Source organism: Rhodococcus mengyinensis (assembly GCF_048381435.1).
Lineage (GTDB): Bacteria > Actinomycetota > Actinomycetes > Mycobacteriales > Mycobacteriaceae > Rhodococcus_F > Rhodococcus_F opacus_D.
The window spans coordinates 227,707-245,436 of the sequence record NZ_JBLWIT010000148.1; the positions used below are offsets into that span (position 1 = coordinate 227,707).

Annotated in this window: 14 protein-coding genes; 4 read left to right on the plus strand and 10 right to left on the minus strand. The window is 66.6% G+C overall.

Features of this window, described 5'->3' with window-relative positions; translation table 11 throughout:
• Positions 1 to 39: 39 nt before the first annotated feature.
• Together ACNJ7E_RS39255 and ACNJ7E_RS39260 are read right to left on the minus strand one after the other, a co-directional pair.
• The gene (locus ACNJ7E_RS39255) at positions 40 to 2,247 is read right to left on the minus strand and encodes a 3-hydroxyacyl-CoA dehydrogenase NAD-binding domain-containing protein (RefSeq protein ID WP_418342351.1); all 2,208 of its coding nucleotides are present in this window, start codon (positions 2,245 to 2,247) and stop codon (positions 40 to 42) included.
• 22 nt (positions 2,248 to 2,269) lie between these two features.
• Positions 2,270 to 3,496, minus strand: coding sequence for an acetyl-CoA C-acetyltransferase (locus ACNJ7E_RS39260; protein ID WP_418342352.1), 1,227 nt, complete (start codon positions 3,494 to 3,496; stop codon positions 2,270 to 2,272).
• Between the two features lie 331 nt (positions 3,497 to 3,827).
• Here ACNJ7E_RS39260 and ACNJ7E_RS39265 point away from each other — a divergent pair, with 331 nt between their 5' ends.
• Positions 3,828 to 4,880 (plus strand): ABC transporter ATP-binding protein, encoded by a 1,053-nt coding sequence (locus ACNJ7E_RS39265; protein ID WP_283332112.1) that lies wholly within the window; start codon positions 3,828 to 3,830, stop codon positions 4,878 to 4,880.
• Entirely contained in the window at positions 4,870 to 6,192 is a 1,323-nt protein-coding gene (locus ACNJ7E_RS39270; protein ID WP_418342353.1) for a C40 family peptidase, read from the plus strand. The genes ACNJ7E_RS39265 and ACNJ7E_RS39270 overlap by 11 nt, the downstream gene beginning before the upstream one ends.
• 73 nt (positions 6,193 to 6,265) lie before the next feature.
• Here ACNJ7E_RS39270 and ACNJ7E_RS39275 read toward each other — a convergent pair whose 3' ends face one another.
• On the minus strand, positions 6,266 to 6,973 hold the full coding sequence (locus ACNJ7E_RS39275) for a nitroreductase (RefSeq protein WP_418342354.1): 708 nt from the start codon (positions 6,971 to 6,973) through the stop codon (positions 6,266 to 6,268).
• Between the two features lie 182 nt (positions 6,974 to 7,155).
• Between ACNJ7E_RS39275 and ACNJ7E_RS39280 the strand changes: the two genes are divergently transcribed.
• The gene (locus tag ACNJ7E_RS39280) at positions 7,156 to 8,469 is read left to right on the plus strand and encodes an oxygenase MpaB family protein (protein ID WP_283332115.1); all 1,314 of its coding nucleotides are present in this window, start codon (positions 7,156 to 7,158) and stop codon (positions 8,467 to 8,469) included.
• A gap of 1 nt (position 8,470) precedes the next feature.
• Positions 8,471 to 9,622: a CaiB/BaiF CoA transferase family protein gene (locus ACNJ7E_RS39285; RefSeq protein WP_283332116.1), complete on the plus strand. Its 1,152-nt coding sequence runs from the start codon at positions 8,471 to 8,473 to the stop codon at positions 9,620 to 9,622.
• Positions 9,623 to 9,689: 67 nt separating this feature from the next.
• Here ACNJ7E_RS39285 and ACNJ7E_RS39290 read toward each other — a convergent pair whose 3' ends face one another.
• From ACNJ7E_RS39290 to glnT, 7 genes are all read right to left on the minus strand, one after another.
• Positions 9,690 to 10,829 carry an acyl-CoA dehydrogenase family protein gene (locus ACNJ7E_RS39290; RefSeq protein WP_037227398.1) on the minus strand — a complete coding sequence of 380 codons (1,140 nt, stop codon included), beginning with the start codon at positions 10,827 to 10,829 and terminating at the stop codon, positions 9,690 to 9,692.
• A gap of 2 nt (positions 10,830 to 10,831) precedes the next feature.
• Positions 10,832 to 12,001 carry an acyl-CoA dehydrogenase family protein gene (locus ACNJ7E_RS39295; protein WP_283332117.1) on the minus strand — a complete coding sequence of 390 codons (1,170 nt, stop codon included), beginning with the start codon at positions 11,999 to 12,001 and terminating at the stop codon, positions 10,832 to 10,834.
• A 66-nt stretch (positions 12,002 to 12,067) separates the two neighbouring features.
• Positions 12,068 to 13,300 carry an allantoate amidohydrolase gene (locus tag ACNJ7E_RS39300; protein ID WP_418342355.1) on the minus strand — a complete coding sequence of 411 codons (1,233 nt, stop codon included), beginning with the start codon at positions 13,298 to 13,300 and terminating at the stop codon, positions 12,068 to 12,070.
• A gap of 105 nt (positions 13,301 to 13,405) precedes the next feature.
• Positions 13,406 to 14,722, minus strand: coding sequence for an FMN-binding glutamate synthase family protein (locus tag ACNJ7E_RS39305; RefSeq protein ID WP_418342356.1), 1,317 nt, complete (start codon positions 14,720 to 14,722; stop codon positions 13,406 to 13,408).
• A 10-nt stretch (positions 14,723 to 14,732) separates the two neighbouring features.
• On the minus strand, positions 14,733 to 15,431 hold the full coding sequence (locus ACNJ7E_RS39310; RefSeq protein ID WP_280781208.1) for a GltB/FmdC/FwdC-like GXGXG domain-containing protein: 699 nt from the start codon (positions 15,429 to 15,431) through the stop codon (positions 14,733 to 14,735).
• On the minus strand, positions 15,419 to 16,315 hold the full coding sequence (locus ACNJ7E_RS39315) for a class II glutamine amidotransferase (protein WP_418342357.1): 897 nt from the start codon (positions 16,313 to 16,315) through the stop codon (positions 15,419 to 15,421). The genes ACNJ7E_RS39310 and ACNJ7E_RS39315 overlap by 13 nt, the downstream gene beginning before the upstream one ends.
• Positions 16,316 to 16,339: 24 nt before the next feature.
• Entirely contained in the window at positions 16,340 to 17,701 is a 1,362-nt protein-coding gene (gene glnT / locus ACNJ7E_RS39320; RefSeq protein ID WP_418342358.1) for a type III glutamate--ammonia ligase, read from the minus strand.
• Between the last annotated feature and the right edge of the window lie 29 nt (positions 17,702 to 17,730).

Genomic DNA, 17,730 nt, shown 5'->3' on the forward strand with positions numbered 1-17,730 from the left:
GGCGGACGGGGCCGGATCGACTCCCGTCCGCCTGGCCGTCTAGGGGGTACCGACCAACTCGGCGGATCGGGACCGCGCGAGTGTCGTGCCCGATTCTGCGAGTTGCAGAAGCGATTCCGGTGGGGTGAAGCGCTCGCTGTAGGTCTCGGCGAGGTACTGGGCTCGGGCGACGAAGCCCGCCACACCGCCCTCGTACCCGTCGATGAACTGTAGGACTCCACCCGTCCATCCCGGGAACCCGATGCCGAGGATCGAGCCGACGTTGGCGTCGGGGATCGCTTCGAGGACCCCCTCGTCGAGGCACTTGACCGTCTCGATCACCTCGGCGAACAACAGCCGCTCGACCACGTCGCCGAACGGAAGATCGGTATTCTCACCGCCGAAAGCGTCCGGCAGTCCCGTCCAGAGGCGGGTACGTTTGCGGTTCCCGTCGTACTCGTAGAACCCGGCTCCGACCAGCCGGCCGGCGCGACCGTATTCGGAGAGCATCCGGTCCAGGACCACCTCGGCGGGGTGTCCGACCCACGTCTGTCCGCCCTCCTCGGCAGCTCGTTGCGCGGCGTCCCGAACGCGTCGGAGCAGCTCGAGGTTGAGCTCGTCCGTCAGCTGCAGCACGGGAGCCGGATAGCCGGCCTGTGAGCTCGCCTGCTCGATCGTCGCCGCCGGAACGCCCTCACCGAGCAATGCCAGGGCCTCGTTGATGAACGTGCCGATCACTCGGCTGGTGAAGAACCCACGGCTGTCGTTGACGACGATCGGCGTCTTCGAGATCTGCTTCGCCAGGTCCAGCGCCCGCGACAGCGTGTCGGGGGACGATTTATTCCCCTTGATGATCTCCAACAGTGGCATCCGGTCGACGGGACTGAAGAAGTGGAGTCCGATGAAATCCTCGGGGCGGCTGACGTTTTCGGCCAGGCCGGTGATGGGAAGAGTGGACGTGTTCGATCCGATCAGCGCTCCCTCGGCGAGGTACGGTTCGATCTCGGCGAGCACCTGGGCCTTGACAGCGGGATCCTCGAAGACTGCCTCGATCACCAGATCGGCGCCTTCGGCCGCCTCCGGGCGGTCGGTGGGTGTGATGCGCGCGAGGAGTGCGTCGCCCTTGTCGCTCGAGGTCCTACCCGCGGCGATTTGCTTGTCGATCAGTTTGTGGGAGTAGCCCTTTCCTCGTTCGGCGGCCTCCACAGACACGTCCTTGAGGACGACGTCGATTCCGGCGCGGGCGCATTCGTAGGCGATTCCGGCCCCCATCATTCCGGCGCCGAGAACCACGGCCTTGCTGGCGCGCCAGGGCGTGCGGTCGGCGCTACGACCGCGGGCGCCGTTCACGGACTGCATGTCGAAAAAGAAGGCCTGGATCATGTTCTTGGCGACCTGGCCGGTCGCGAGGTCGAGGAAGTAGCGGGCCTCGATCCGCAACGCGTTGTCGAAATCGACCTGTGCGCTCTCCACGGCCGCCGACACGATGTTCTTCGGGGCCGGGTAGTGCGCTCCCTTCGACTGTTTGCGCAATAGCGCGGGGATTGCCGGGAGCTTGGAGTGCAGTGGTTCGCTCCGGTCGCCGGGTGCTCCACCGGGAATGCGGTAGCCTTTCACATCCCACGGCTGAACCGCTTCCGGGTGCGCGAGGATCCACTTCTTGGACACCACAATCAGTTCCGACTTCGACTCGACCAGCTCGTCGATGATGCCGAGTTCGAGTGCCGATCGGACGGTGCGGCGTTGCCCTTGCAGCAGCAGCTCCGAGAGCGCGCGCTCCACGCCGAGCATCCGCACCGAGCGGACGACGCCACCGGCGCCGGGCAGCAGGCCGAGCGTCACTTCGGGCAGTCCGACGTAGTTGCGCGGACCGTCCAGTGCGACGCGATGGTGTGCGGCCAGCGCGAGTTCGAGTCCGCCGCCGAGCGCCGAACCGTTGACCGCCGCGACGACGGGCCTGCCGATCGTTTCGAGGCGGCGCAGGAGCGCGCTGTTCCGGTCGACGAACTCGGCGAACTCGTCGATGCGATCCTTGGTTGCGCCCCGAAGATCGTTGAGATCTCCACCGGCGAAGAAGGTGTCCTTACCGGACGTGACGACGACGCCGGCGACGGTGTCGCGCTCGGTCTCGATGCGGTCGAGTGCCGCCTCGAGCGCATCGACGAACTCCGCGTTCATCGTGTTGACGCGTTGATTGGGATCGTCGATCGTGAGGACGACGATGCCGTCGTCGTCGCGTTCCCAGCGGATGATGGGGTTCTGGCTCATAGCCTTTGTGGTCCTTCCGGTTTCAGCTTGCCTGGAGTGCTTCGACCACGGTGGCGATCCCGATACCGCCGCCCACGCAGAGGGTGACGAGGCCGTAACGTCCACCGGTGCGGTGTAATTCGTCGAGGAGCGTGGACACGATCATGCCGCCGGTGGCGCCGAGGGGATGTCCCATCGCGATGGCGCCTCCGTTGACGTTGACTTTGTCGAGGTCGAGGTCGAGGTCGCGGACGAACCGCAGGACGACCGAGGCGAACGCCTCGTTGATCTCGACCAGGTCGAGGTCGGCAGGGGTCAGTCCGGCCTTCGCCAACGCCTTCCACGACGCCGGCGCGGGACCGGTGAGCATGATGGTGGGGTCGGCGCCGGACACCGCGGTGGCCACGATGCGCCCACGTGGAATGAGCCCGAGTTCCCGTCCGAGGTCCTCGCTGCCGATCGCCAACAGGGATGCCCCGTCGACGATGCCGGAGCTGTTGCCCGCGTGGTGAACGTGTTCGATGCGCTCGACCGTGTGAAACTTCTGCAGCGCAACGGCATCGAAGCCGGCCATCTCACCAAGGGCAGCGAAGGACGGCTTCAGACCGCTCAGCGACTCAACCGTCGTGCTCGGCCTGATCATCTCATTGGCGTCGAGCACGACCCGGCCGTTCAGATCGCGGACGGGCACGGTCGAATGGTCGAACCGGCCCTCCTGCTGAGCGCGGCTCGCGCGCTGGTGCGAACGCACGGCGTAGGCGTCGACGTCCTCGCGGGTGAAGCCCTCGATCGTCGCGATCAGGTCGGCGCCCACGCCTTGGGGGACGAAGTGGCTGGCGAGATTGGTGGCAGGATCGTCCATCCACGCACCGCCGTCGGAGCCCATGGGCACCCGGGACATCGACTCGACACCCCCAGCGAATACCAGGTCCTCGAAGCCCGACCGCACTTTCTGAGCTGCGATGTTCACCGCTTCGAGCCCCGACGCGCAGAAACGGTTGATCTGCACACCCGCCACCGTGTCCGGCAGGCCGGCGGTGATACTCGCTGTGCGCGCGAGGTTGCCGCCCTGCTCGCCAACCGGTGAGACGACACCGAGCACGAGGTCGTCGACACGGTTCGGGTCGACTCCGGGGTTGCGATCGAGCAGATCACCGATCAGCCCGACTGCCAGGTCGATCGGCTTGACGGTGTGCAATGCGCCGCCCGGCTTCCCTTTTCCCCGTGGCGTCCGGATCGCGTCGAAGATCAGCGCTTCAGTGGCCGGCATCGAAAGACTCCTTGTTCTCGCTGAATGGCTGCTTCACCGCAGCACAACGCGACCATACAGCGTGTTCATATAGATTGTCTACACCTGTGCGTGGCGCTAGAGAAGTGTGGCTACCAAGACGGGACCAAGGGCGAAACGCCGACATACACAGACCAATACAATTTCGCGACTGGGGGTTCCGCGAACGTGATGGAAAGTGGTATATCTCATAGCCAATCATCGCTGGGCCTTCGCGCAGTGGACGAACTCCATCCATCCGTCGGGTGCGTCGGTCCGTGCACATCTCGCGCCCGGCCCCGGTTCGCACAGCGTCGGACCGGCCCCAAGTCACATGGAGGTTGTCGTGGGTGTCGAGGTATCGGTCGAGGGACTGACGAAGTCGTTCGGCTCTCAGAGGATCTGGCAGGACGTGTCGTTGACCCTTCCGGCCGGTGAGGTCAGCGCGTTGCTGGGTCCGTCGGGTACGGGTAAGTCGGTGTTTCTGAAGTCGCTGATCGGTCTGCTCCGCCCGGAGCAGGGTTCGATCGTGATCGACGGCACCAACATTCTCGAGTGCTCGTCCAAGGAGCTCTACGAGATCCGTAAGCTGTTCGGCGTGCTGTTCCAGGACGGCGCCCTGTTCGGCTCGATGAACCTGTTCGACAACGTGGCGTTCCCGTTGCGGGAACACACGAAGAAGTCCGAGTCCGAGGTCCGCAAGATCGTCATGGAGAAGATGGAGCTGGTCGGCCTGCTCGGGGCCGAGGACAAGCTGCCCGGCGAGATCTCCGGCGGTATGCGCAAGCGCGCCGGCCTGGCCCGCGCCCTGGTGCTGGACCCGCAGATCATTCTCGTCGACGAGCCGGACTCCGGTCTGGACCCGGTGCGCACCACGTACATCTCGCAGACGTTGATCGACATCAACGCCGAGATCGACGCGACGATCCTGATCGTCTCGCACAACATCAACCTCGCCCGGACGGTGCCGGACAACATCGGGATGCTGTTCCGCCGGAAACTGGTGATGTTCGGACCCCGCGAGGTGCTACTCACCTCGGACCAGCCGGTGGTCAAGCAATTCCTCAACGGCACCATGATCGGCCCGATCGGCATGTCCGAGGAGAAGGACGACGCCACCATGGCAGCCGAACAGGCCATGGTCGACGCCGGTCACCACGCCGGTGGCGTCGACGACGTCGAGGGCATCGTCCCGCAGATGAAAGCCACCCCCGGAATGCCGTTCCGCCAAGCCGTCGCCCGCCGCCGGGAACGCGTCCGCGACATCCTGCACACCCTCCCCCGCGAGGCCCGGATCGCCATCCAGGAAAGCCTCGACGAAACCACCGACTACGGGTTCTACGAAGGCGCCACCGCGCCGCTGGAAGGTGCGGCCGATGTCCATTGACCCGTCCACCATCATCATCGGGCTAGCCACGGCCGCAGGCGCGTTCGTCCAAGGCACGGGCGCACCGCCAGCGATTACAGACCCGGTAACCCAAACCCTGGAGTCCATTTCGGCATCAGACGTCGACCAGCAGGTCGACGATGCCATCACATCGCTACCCGAACCGATGCGCGCACCCGCACAGCAGGCCGTCGACGACACCGCCGCCGCGGCCGCCGACATCCTGTCCCCACATCTTCCGCCCGGGGCACTCTCGCCACCGGTCCCCGCACCCGCGCCCGGCGTCCAGTCGAGCGAGCCACCGCCATCCCAACCGGATCCTCCTGCACCGGTTCTCCTCTCGAGTCCGCCTACCGACGGAGGCGATTCACCGGCCGCGAAGGGCACCGTGCTGCCGCCGGTTCCGGCTGCCTTTCCCCGCGCGTCCGTTGCTCCGGTCGGCGCGATCGCGCTGTTCGCTCCGTGGCTTCGCAAGGCGGGCGCGATCTGCGACGGCATCAAACCCGCCACGTTGGCCGCACTGTACGCGGCGGAGAACGGATTCCGGTACGGCCCCACCGCGCCCGTCTCCCCCACCGGTGCGCGCGGCCCAGGGCAGTTCATGCCCGAGACGTGGTCTGCGTACGGCAAAGACGCCGACGACGACGGCACCACCAACATTCTCGGCATCGCGGACCCGGTGATGGCATCGGGAAACATGCTGTGCGACATGTTCGAACAGATCGGAAACTGGAAGCGCCAGGGCCGGGTGTCCGGAGACACCCTTGACCTCACACTCGCGGCGTACAACGCGGGCGCCGGCGCGGTACTTCGCTCCGGTGGGATGCCCTCCGGCAGCCCGGATTACGAGAACCAGACCAAACCCTATGTCGCCAAGATCCGGTCGAGCGAACCGTCCTTCGCGGAACTGCTCGCCCCATTCATCGGGCTGCCCCTCGCCGGCGGTGCGGGCAGCGATGTCGTCGAACAGGCGATCCGCTACCTCGGCCTGCCGTACGTGTGGGGCGGCGGCGGGGTCGAGGGCCCATCCGGCGGCGGCTTCGACTGCTCGGGACTGACATCGTTCGCCGTGCACGCCGCCACGGGACTCACACTGCCCCGCACCTCGGAGACACAGTGGACCGTCGGCCAGGAAATTCCGATGGATCAGGCAAGGCCGGGCGACCTACTGTTCGGGAACTGGCAGTCGGGTGGACCGGGCCACGTCGCCATCTACATCGGCAATGGTCAGATGGTGCACGCACCGACCACCGGCGATGTCGTCCGTATCGCCGACGTCTTCCCCGAGATGAAAGCCCGCCGGATATTCTGACGGATCATTCCGACCACGACGTCCGGTGCCGCCACCATGCCGGACCGCACAGCAAGCACCGGACGCTCACGCCTCAGCTCTCGACCCAGGTCGCCAGGTCATCGCGCGACTGACGATCCGTCCGGTACGAGTTGATCGGGTGGTCGACATCGGGGTATCCGAACGAGATCCCGAGGAGCACCAGCCGATCCTGGGGAATACCGAAGAATTCCCGAATGAAGGGTGCCTGACTGGCAAGCGCCGCCTGGGGGATGGTCGCGACATCGTGGCTGTGGGCGGCGAGCACGAAGCTGTTCACGAAGACTCCGCAGTCGACGGCGCCGTACGTCCCGAGCTTGGCCTCGGTGGTGACGATGGCGACGTGAGGAGCGTCAAACAACTCGAAGTTGCGCATCATCTGTTTGGCGGATGCGACACGATCCCCCTTGGCGATACCCACACTCTCGTACAGTTGCCATCCGCTGGCACGCCTGCGTTCCTGGTAGACGCCCTCATATGCCTCCGGAAAGGCGATGTCCGGGTTCTCCGTAGGTGCCTGCCCGACGTGTGCGGTCAGTGCTGCGCGGAAGCGGTTCGTTGCGTCCGCGGAGGCGATGTGGAGATGCCAGGGCTGGGTGTTGCACCAGGACGGGGCGCGCCGGGCCGTCTCGAGGATCGCCTCGATCACCTCGCGCGGGACCGGGTCGGGCCGGTAGCCCCGGCAGCTCCAGCGGCTGGCCATCAGGGCGTCCAGAGCCTCGTGACCAGCAGCGACGGGGACATCCATCGTCTGTCGTGCCATCGTGTCGTGCCTCATTTCTCGAATATGTCGGACGCCTGCGAACGAGTGACCGTTCGCGTTCACAGTGCGACTGGATACAGTCACCATACAGTGAGTGTAGACAATATGTTCAGTGTCGCCTAGGCTGCCAGTAACGGAAGTCACAAGACGGGCCGACGCGGCTCAGACGTGAGGAGAAGGAAATGACTGCGACCACCGAGACACCACGACGCGAGGGCGCACTCGACGTTCCGGAGGGGCTGCCGCGCGGCATCGATCTCGGTCGGATCAACAATCGGGACAAAGCGATCGCTATGTACGGCCGCGAGTTCACCGAGAAGCTGACCGATCACGCGCTCCTCGCCGACGAAGCCGCGTACCTGGCCATGCGCGACTTCCGCGACAAGTCCACGGGTGCCAACTGGCGCACGTTCGACACTGCACTCGACCACGGCATCGACGCGCTGGATGACCCGTCCCCCGGAATGGTGGAGCTGTTCCGTCAGCTCGAGCACATCCCCGACTGGGTCGACTTCGACCAGCTCTACCGCGGTGCCGTCGCCTTCTGGCGGGCCGGGCCGATCGTCCCGCCCATCCTGGCCTGGGCCACCATCGCCGGCGGATTCTCGATGTACAGCGCCACACGCCCGGTCCTGTTCAGCGGCCGGATGCGCAAGGCCGACCACGTCGGCACCCGGCTGGTGGAGAGCTTCCGCTACGTCGTCGCCGCGTACGCCCCGGGCGGGATGGGCCGCTTCGAGGAGGGGTTCCGTCTCACCGCCAAGGTCCGGATGATCCACGCGGCCGTCCGTCACGGTCTGAGCCGATCGGACGCCTGGGACTGGGCCAACTGGGGCATCCCGATCAACAACCTCGACGGCATGGTCACCCAGGCCGGCCAGTTCGGCGTGAAATTCATCGACGCCGTGCATAGTTCCGGAATCCGTTTCTCGGACCGGGAAATCGAGGACATCTTCGCCCTCAGCCGCTACGTGGGATGGGTGATCGGTGTGCCGGAGGACATCCTGCACACCGACTACGACGACGCCCGCAAGAAGACGAACTTCCACACCCTCATCGAGCAGCCCACCGACGACTTGTGCCGCGACGTCGTCCACTCCGTGATCAAGTTCAGCGTCGAGAATCCCCCCGGCGACGTGGAAGTGCTACCCGCACCCGTCGCCAAGTTCATGACCACCGACCGCCGCCTCAAGCTCGCCTACGGTCTGCTGTCCACCTGGCTACCGGAGAACGTCATCAAGGACCTGCACGTCGAGCCCACGCCGTGGCGTTTCGTGCTGCCCGCAGTGAAACCGCTGCTGACACTGTCCAACCGGGTTGGGCGCATCCTCCCGCACGATGACGAGGCGGCCACCTTCCGAATCCTGAAGCAGTTCAACGCCGCCATCGCGGTCCCCGAGTCGGAGAAGGCGAAAGCCGTCGCGAATCCCGACGAGGTCGGGGCCGACGCCGCGGCCAACAAGGGCGGCATGCCCGTCGTCGCGAAGGCGGTCTGACGTGGCAGACAAGACCGAGGCTCCCCTCGCCGGCGTCCGGATCATCGAACTCGCCGGCATCGGCCCCGGACCATTTGCGGGAATGATGCTGGCCGACCTCGGTGCAGAGGTGATCTGCGTCGACCGTCCCGGCGGAAACCCCTGGGCTGCGAGCGGGCACGGGGTCATGTTCCGCAGTCGCCGGTCGATTGCGGTCGACCTCAAGTCATCCGGTGGCGCCGAGATCGTGCGCCGGCTCTGCGCGAGCGCGGACGGAGTCATCGAAACGTTCCGGCCCGGGGTGGCCGAGCGCCTCGGAGTCGGCCCGGCAGATTGCACGGCGGTCAATCCCGCTCTGGTGTACGGCCGGATGACCGGCTGGGGCCAGGACGGTCCGCTGGCGTCGATGCCCGGGCACGACATCAACTACATCGCACTCACCGGAGCGCTGCACGCGATCGGTCGCCGCGACGAGGCACCGGTCCCGCCGCTCAACCTCGTGGGCGATTTCGGCGGCGGTGGAATGCTTCTCACCGTGGGAATGCTCGCCGGGATCATGTCCGCGCGGTCCACGGGTGTGGGGCGCGTCGTCGACGCAGCAATGATCGACGGCGCGTCGGCCCTGATGGCGATGTTCCACGGTCTCCGCGGCGAGGGGACGTTCAGCGAGAATCGCGGAACTCACCTCCTCGACACGGGTGCGTTCTTCTATGACGTCTACCGCACCCGGGACGACCAGTGGGTGAGCATCGGCGCCATCGAGGATCAGTTCTGGAAAGACCTCTGCGACGCGCTCGACCTCCCGGACGATCTGCGACACAACCAATTCGACACCTCCCGCTGGAACGAATTCCGCGACATCCTCGGACGGCGGATCGCCACGTTCGACCGGGCCGAACTCGATGACCTGCTACTCGGCCGCAACACCTGCTACGCCCCCGTCCTGACGCTCGCCGAGGCGGCGGCGCACCCGCACCACGTTGCGCGCGGTACGTTCATCGAGGTCGACGGTGTCGTGCAAGCCGCGCCGGCTCCCCGCTTCGACGGGTCGCCCGCCACCAAACCGGGAGCACCGCGCAAGCCCGGTGCCGACACCCGCCAGATCCTCGCCGACGCCGGGTACGACGCCGCCGAGATCGAGCAACTGATCACCAGTGGTACTGCTGCAGAATAGTTTTCACAACCATAAAGGGGCGGGCCGGGAATTCTTCCNTTCCCGGCCCGCCCCTTCTACGGTGTTCTCACAAACCCAGTGAGCGACCTACGATCTCCCGCATGATCTGGTTGGTGCCGCCGTAGATCTGCTGGACCCGGGAATCCCGCCAGCGCCGGGCCACCTCGTACTCCTCCATGTATCCGTACCCACCGTGCAACTGCAGGCACGTGTCCAGGGCCTCGAATTCGAGCTCCGTGGTCCAGAACTTGGCCCCCGCCGCATCGGCCGCAGTGAGCTCACCGTTCCCGTGGGCGTCGAGACAGCGGTCGAGGAAGACGCGGGCGATCTGAACCTTCGTCGACAACTCGGCCAGTGTGAACCGATTCGCCTGGAAACTCCCGATCGGACTGCCGAACGCGCGCCGTTCCTTCGCGTACGACAACGCGAGGTCGAGGGCGTACTCGGCGCTCGCCACCGCGACAACGGCCATCGACAGCCGCTCCTGCGCGAGGTTCGCCATCAGATAGCGCAGACCCTTACCCGGCTCGCCGAGCACGTTCTCCGGCTGCACCTCCACATTCTGGAAGAACAATTCGGCCGTGTCCTGGGCCTTACGCCCGATCTTCGACAGCTTGCGTCCACGTTCGAAGCCCGGCTGCCCGTCCTCGACGACGAACAGACCGAAGCCACCACCGTCGTCCTCGGGGATCCGGGCGGCGACAATCACGAGGTCGGCCTGCATGCCGCTGGTCACGAACGTCTTCGATCCCGTGATCCGCCAGCCCGATCCCTCCCGGCGCGCCGTCGTCTTGATCGCGCGCAGATCCGACCCGGTCCCCGGCTCGGACATCGAGACAGCGATCGTGCGCTCACCGCTCACGATGTCGGGCAGCCAGCGCTTCTGCTGCGCCTCGTCGGCGAGGTCGAGGAAGTAGGGCAGCACGATGTCGTTGGTGAGGGAGAACCCATCACCGACCGTGCCGGTCCTGACGACCTCCTCGTTCAGTACCGCGTTGAAACGGAAGTCGCGCAGACCGCCGCCCCCGAACTCCTCCGGAGCGGCGAATCCGACGAGACCCTGCGCCGCAGCGCGGCGCCAGAAGCCGCGGTCGACCATCCCCGCTTCCTCCCATTCCTCGGAGTGGGGCACCGCCTCCTTGATCAGGAACGCGCGAACCGCCTCGCGGAACTGCTCGTGCTCGGGTTCGAAAATGGTGCGCTTCATGATCAGAGGCCCATCGATCGGCCGATGATTTCCCGCATGACCTCACTCGTGCCGCCATAGATCCGTCCGATCCGCGCATCGACGTAGGCCCGCGCGATGGGGTACTCGGTCATGTAGCCGTAACCGCCGAACAGCTGCAGGCAGCGGTCGGTAGCGGTGCCCTGCAACTCCGATGCCGCGAGCTTGGCCATCGCCGCGCGTTCGGGCGTCAAGGTGCCGGCGACGAGTTCGGTGACGCAGCTGTCGACGAAGGCCTGCATCACCTCCACCTCAGTCTTGATACTGGCGAGCACGAACCGGGTGTTCTGGTAGCTCCCCACGCTGCGCCCGAATACGCGTCGTTCCTGCACGTACTCGACCGCCCACTCGAGAGACTGAACCGCGGATGCCACGCTCGCCACGGCGATCGTCATGCGTTCCTGTGCCAGATTCGAGACGAGCGATCGGAAACCACTGCCCGGCTTCCCGAGAAGGTTCGCCGCGGGCACGCGCGCGTTGTCGAAGAACAACTCCGCGGTGTCCTGCGCATGCATGCCGATCTTCTCGAGGTTGCGACCCCGCTCGAATCCGGGAGTATCGCGCTCGACCACGATCAGCGACAGGCCACCGTGACGGTCCGAGTCGCGCTCCGTGCGGGCCGCCACGATCACCAGATCCGCGTTGTGCCCATTAGAGATGAACGTCTTGTTGCCGTTCAGAACGTAATGGTCACCGTCGAGGGTCGCCGTGGTGCCGATGCCCGCCAGGTCCGAACCCGTGCCCGGTTCGGTCATCGCGATCGCCGCGATCAGCTCGCCCGACGCCAGACCAGGCAGCCAACGTCTCCGCTGCTCGTCGTCGGCGTAGGCGAGGAAGTATGGGACGCAGATGTCGTTGTGCAGGTTGATGCCGACCGAGACCGTCCCGGTGCGAGCGATCTCCTCGGCGACGACCGCGTTGAAACGGAAGTCCGACACTCCGCCACCGCCGTACTCCTCGGGAATCTCCATGCCGAGAAAGCCGAGGTCGCCGGCTTCGCGGAACACCTTTCGAGGCACAATGCCGTCGCGCTCCCACTGGGCGTACTGCGGCACCACCCTCGAGTCGAGAAAGGCACGGAAGCTGTCACGGAAGGCTTCGTGGTCGTCGGCGTAGAGGGCGCGGCGAGTGCGCGTGGGCTTGTCATTGGTCATGCCCAGAATCGTACAATCAATCCATACACCATGTATAGCCTTAATGTATTCCGCCGCGGACGGGTGCTACCGCTGCCCGCCGACCCAGTCCGCCATCACGTCCGCCAGCGCCTCGGCGCCGCGGTTGCAGTCGTCCGCCTCGGCGAACTCGTCGGGCGAGTGGGACACGCCGGTGGGGTTGCGGACGAACATCATCGCCGTCGGCACCTTCGCGGACAGGATTCCGGCGTCGTGGCCGGCAGCGGTCGGGAGGACGGGAATGTCACCCAGGTGGGCGAGCGAGCGGCGCAGTCGTTCCCGGGTGGAGTGCGGGAACTCGACGATCGGCGTGACCGATTCGGCGTCGACCTCGAGACCGATACCGTCGGCGGCCGCGTAGGCCTGCGCCTCGGCGGTGATCTGCTGCACCAGCTTCGTCAACGTCTCCTCGTCGGCGGCCCGCGCATCGAGCCACGCCCGCACCTCCGACGGAATAGCGTTAGCACCGTTGGGAAGTACCCGCACCTTGCCGAACGTCGCGACCGCCTCGTGCAGCGTCGCGGCGGTCCGGGCGGTGTGAACGGAGGAGGCGAACGCGAGCATCGGGTCGCGGCGGTCGACGAGTCGAGTGGCGCCGGCGTGGTTGGCCTCTCCGGAGAACACGAACTGCCACCGGCCGTGCGGCCAGATCGATGACGCCACGGCGATGGGGCCGTCGATCAGGTCGAGCGCGCGTCCCTGTTCGACGTGCAACTCGACGTACACGCCGACGCGGTCGACGAGGTCTGGGTCCTCGCCGAGATGGTGCGGGTCGCGGCCGGCGCCGACCAGTGCCTCGCCGAGGCTGATGCCGTCGTTGTCCCGCAGCGCCAGCGCGCGTTCGGGTGCCAGCGCCCCGGTGGACAGTTGCGAGCCGACGCACGCGACACCGAACCGTGCGCCCTCCTCGTCGGAGAAGGCAGTGACCGCCACCGGACGCGTCGGCGTGATCCCCCGCTCGCGAACCAGGTCGATCGCGGCGAACGCCGACACCACCCCCAGCGGTCCGTCGTAGGCGCCACCGTCGGGTACCGAGTCGAGGTGCGATCCGGTGACGAAACTGTCGCGGGGGTCGCCGTCCCAGCCCTTCGGCATCCACCACGCCCACAGATTGCCGTTGCGGTCCTCCTCGACGCTCATGCCGCGTGCCTGCGCGCAGTCCGAGAACCATTCGCGCAGCGTCATGTCGGCGTCGTTCCACGCGAATCTTCGGTATCCCCTGGTCGACTTGTGCTGTCCCACATAGAGGATGCTCGCCCAGAGCGAATCGAAGGAAGTCATGTTCTCGGTCCTCTACTCATAGTTCCAAAGCCGGCAGGCGCTTCGCGCCCGTGCGCCTTTCTGGTTGCTCCAGCTACCAAAAAGGCGCACGGGCGGCGGAGCCGCCTACAGGGCGCCGGGGATCCAGGTGGTTCCGGCGAGGGGCACGCGGGCCATCGCCGACGCCTCGACGGTGAGGGCGACGAGGTCCTCGGGTTCGAGGTTGTGCAGGTGCGACTTGCCGCAGGCGCGGGCGAGGGTCTGCGCCTCCATGGTGAGCACCCGCAGGTAGTTCGCGAGCCGCCGTCCGCCCTCGACGGGGTCGAGGTTCTTCGACAGTTCCGGGTCCTGGGTGGTGATGCCTGCGGGGTCCTTGCCGGCCTGGAAGTCGTCGTAGAACCCGGCCGCGGAGCCGAGTTCCTCGTACTGCTTCGCGTAGCGGGGGCTGTTGTCGCCCAGCGCGATCAGGGCGGCGGTGCCGATGGCGACGGCGTCGGCCCCGAGGGCCATGGCCTTCGCGACGTCGGCGCCGCTGCGGATGCCACCGGACACGATGAGCTGCACCTTCCGGTGCACCCCCAGTTCCTGCAGCGCCTGGACCGCCTGCGGGATCGCAGCGAGGGTGGGGATACCGACGTGCTCGATGAACACGTCCTGGGTGGCAGCGGTGCCGCCCTGCATGCCGTCGACCACGACGACGTCGGCACCGGCCTTCACGGCGAGTTTCACGTCGTAGTAGGTGCGGGTGGCGCCGACCTTGATGTAGATCGGCTTCTCCCAGTTGGTGATCTCGCGGAGTTCGATGATCTTGATGGCGAGGTCGTCGGGGCCGGTCCAGTCGGGGTGCCTGCACGCCGACCGCTGGTCGACACCCATCGGGAGGGTGCGCATCCCGGCGACACGTTCGGTGATTTTCTGCCCCAGCAGCATTCCGCCGCCGCCGGGCTTGGCGCCCTGCCCGAGGACGATCTCGATGGCGTCGGCCTTACGCAGATCGTCCGGGTTCATCCCGTACCGCGACGGCAGGTACTGGTAGACGAGGTTCTTCGACTGTCCCCGTTCCTCGGGGGTCATGCCGCCGTCACCGGTGGTGGTGGACGTGCCGACCTCGCTGGCGCCGCGGCCGAGCGCTTCCTTCGCCTGCCCGGACAGCGCACCGAAGCTCATGCCGGCGATGGTGATCGGGATGTCGAGGTGCAGCGGGAACTTGGCGTTGCGGTCGCCGAGCACGACGTCGGTGTCGCACTTCTCGCGGTAGCCCTCGAGCGGGTACCGCGACATCGACGCACCGAGGAACAGCAGGTCGTCGAAGTGCGGCAGCGTGCGCTTGGCACCCCAGCCGCGGATGTCGTAGATGCCGGTTTCGGCGGCCCGCTGGATCTCGGAGATGACGCCGCGGTCGAACGTCGCCGATTCGCGCAGGGCCGGGTTCGGGGTGGTCATGACGGTTCTCCTAGTACGCGCTGGCGTTGTCGACGTGGAAGTTGTAGAGGTTGCGGGCGGAGCCGTAGCGGGTGAACTCGGACGGGTCGGCGTCGAAACCGGCCTGATCCAGCAGCTCCCGCAGTTCCGTCAGATGCTCCTCGCGCATCTCCTTCTTGATGCAGTCGGCGCCGAGGGAGGCGACGGTGCCGCGCACGTAGATGCGGGCCTCGTACAGCGAGTCGCCGAGGGCCTCACCGGCGTCGCCGAGGACGACGAGACGTCCGGCTTGGCCCATGAACGCGGACATGTGGCCGATGTTGCCGCCGACGACGATGTCGACGCCCTTCATCGAGATTCCGCAGCGGGCAGCGGCATTGCCGTCGATCACGAGGAGGCCGCCGTGGGCGGTGGCGCCCGCGGACTGCGACGCATCACCCTTGACGCGCACCGTCCCCGACATCATGTTCTCGGCCACGCCGACTCCGGCGTTGCCGGTGACGGTCACCGTCGCGTGCTGGTTCATGCCGGCGCAGTAGTAGCCGACGTGCCCGTCGATGGTGACGTCGATGTCGGAGTCGAGGCCGCAGGCGAGAGCGTGCGCGCCCTGCGGGCCGGTGACGGTAACCGTCTTCGGGGCTTCGGGTGAGGTGAGCCGCTGGTTGACGGCACGGGTACTCGACGTCTCGAGGTTCAGGACAGTCGCTTCGGTGGTGGCTACCGGTGCCATACGTACACCTCTTCCGGTTCGGGCTCGAAGATTCGGGCGTTGTCGACGCCGGGCAGGTTCGCCAGGGCGCGGTATTCGGAGGCCATCGCGACCCACTGGTCGGTCTCGGCGATGACGGCGGGCTTACAGGAGATCGCGTCCCGAACCACGGCGAACGAGTCGGCCGTCGAGACGAGCAGGGTGTAGAAGCCGTCGAACGTCTCGTTCAGCATCAGCAACGCCTTCTCCAGGTCGACGCCCTCGGCGAGCTGCTTTGCGACGAACCGCGCCCCGACCTCGGTGTCGTTGGCGCTGTCGAACGCGACGCCGTCACGTTCGAGCTGATGCTTGATGCTCATGTGGTTCGAGAACGAGCCGTTGTGGACGAGGCACTGGTCGGGGCCGACGGAGAACGGGTGCGACCCCTCGGCGGTCACCGCGGATTCGGTGGCCATGCGGGTGTGCGCGACGCCCTGCCATCCGCTCGCCGACGGCAGCCCGAACCGGTTCGCCAGGGCGATGGGGTTTCCGACGCCTTTGAGGACGGTCAGGTCGTCACCGAAGCCGATGACCCGCACCGACGGCACCACGCTGCGCACCGCGGCCGCGAGATCCTCGGCGCCGACGACGCCGTGCAGGATCGTCGTCGGGTCGAGGTCGATTCCGGTGACGGTGGTGTCGAGTGACGCCGACAGCGTTGCGGCGAGTTCCGTTGCGGGGATAGGGCAGTCGAGTAGCGAGACCGTCGATTCACCGACCGGGGACCAGGTCTTGTCGCCGTAAATCGCCATGCCTGCGGAATCGGGTCCGCGGTCGCACATCTGACCGAGCATGTCGGTGAGCAGGGCGCCGAGTTGTGGGTAGAGGGACGGCTCACGCAGGTGAAGTCCGACGATTCCACACATGGATGTCTCCTTTCGGGAGGTCTGTCAGAACGCTGTCAGGTAGTGGTCGAGTTCCCAGGGCGAGACGGTGTTGTGCCAGGCGAAGAACTCCTCGCGCTTGAGTTTCGCGAAGTACTCGGCGACCCCGGGGCCCGCGACGTCCAGGGCGCCCGTCACCACCGGATCCGATTCCAGGGCGTCCATCGCGTGCAGCAGCGTCATCGGCAGCATGTCGCTGGGACTGTCGCCGGAGCCGGGGGTGCCGGGGTCGAGATCGCGTTCGATGCCGTCCAGGCCCGCGGCGATGGCGGTGGCCGCGGCGAGGTAGGGGTTGGCCGAGCCGTCGCCGCCGCGCAGTTCCACCCGGTTCCTGTCCGGAACCCGGAGGTAGTGGGTGCGGTCGTTGCCGCCGTAGGTGGCGTACCGCGGCGACCAGGTGGCACCACTGCTCGTCGACGTGGCGCCGGTCCGCTTGTACGAGTTGACGGTCGGCGCGATCACACCCTGTAGCGCACACGCGTGCTCGAGGATTCCCGCGATGAACGCGTACGCCGTCCTCGACAGTCCAAGCCCCTTGGGATCGTCTCCGTCCGGGAACACCGAACCGGCGTCGTTCCACAGCGACAGGTGCAGGTGCATGCCGGAGCCGGTGCGGTCGGAGAAAGGTTTGGGCATGAACGTGGCTTTCATGCCCCGCTTCTCGGCGATCACCGACAGCAGGTACCTTGCGGTGATCACCCGGTCGGCGGTGGTCATGGCGTCGGCGTAGTCGAAGTTCTGCTCGAACTGCCCGTTGCCGTCCTCGTGGTCATTGGCGTAGTTGCCCCAGCCGAGTGTGTTCATAGCCGCGGACACCTCGGTCAGATGGTCGTACATCCGGGTGACGTCGCGGGCGTCGTAACACGGCTGACGACTGACGTCGGCCGTGTCCGCGGTCGTGAGGGCGCCGTCTCCGGTGCGGTGGACGAGGAAGTACTCGATCTCCGCGCCGACGTTGACGGACAGGCCGAGATCGGACGCCTTCTTCAGCGTCTCCTTCAGGATCACCCGCGGCGCATACGGCCAGGGCTTTCCCTCCACGTGCGGGTCGCAGTGCACGATCGCCAGCCCGGGCTTCACGAACGGGATCGGCGTGAACGACGAGACATCCGGTACGGCAACGAGATCGGAGTCCTTGGGCTCCTGCCCCATGTGCCCCGCCGCGTACCCGGCGAAGCCCACGCCGTCGTCCTGAAGCTGCTCGACGGCCTCGATCGGGACCAGTTTGGCGCACGGCTTGCCGGACAGCGTCACGAACAGGGCGAGAATGAAGGTGGTTTCGGTGGCCCGGGCCACCTCGGACAAGGTCTTCGGTGGGGTTGTCACGATGTTCTGCGCGGTGAACGCGTCAGCAGTGTCGACAGCCATGGGTAGCTCCTGAACTGGTGGTCTACGGG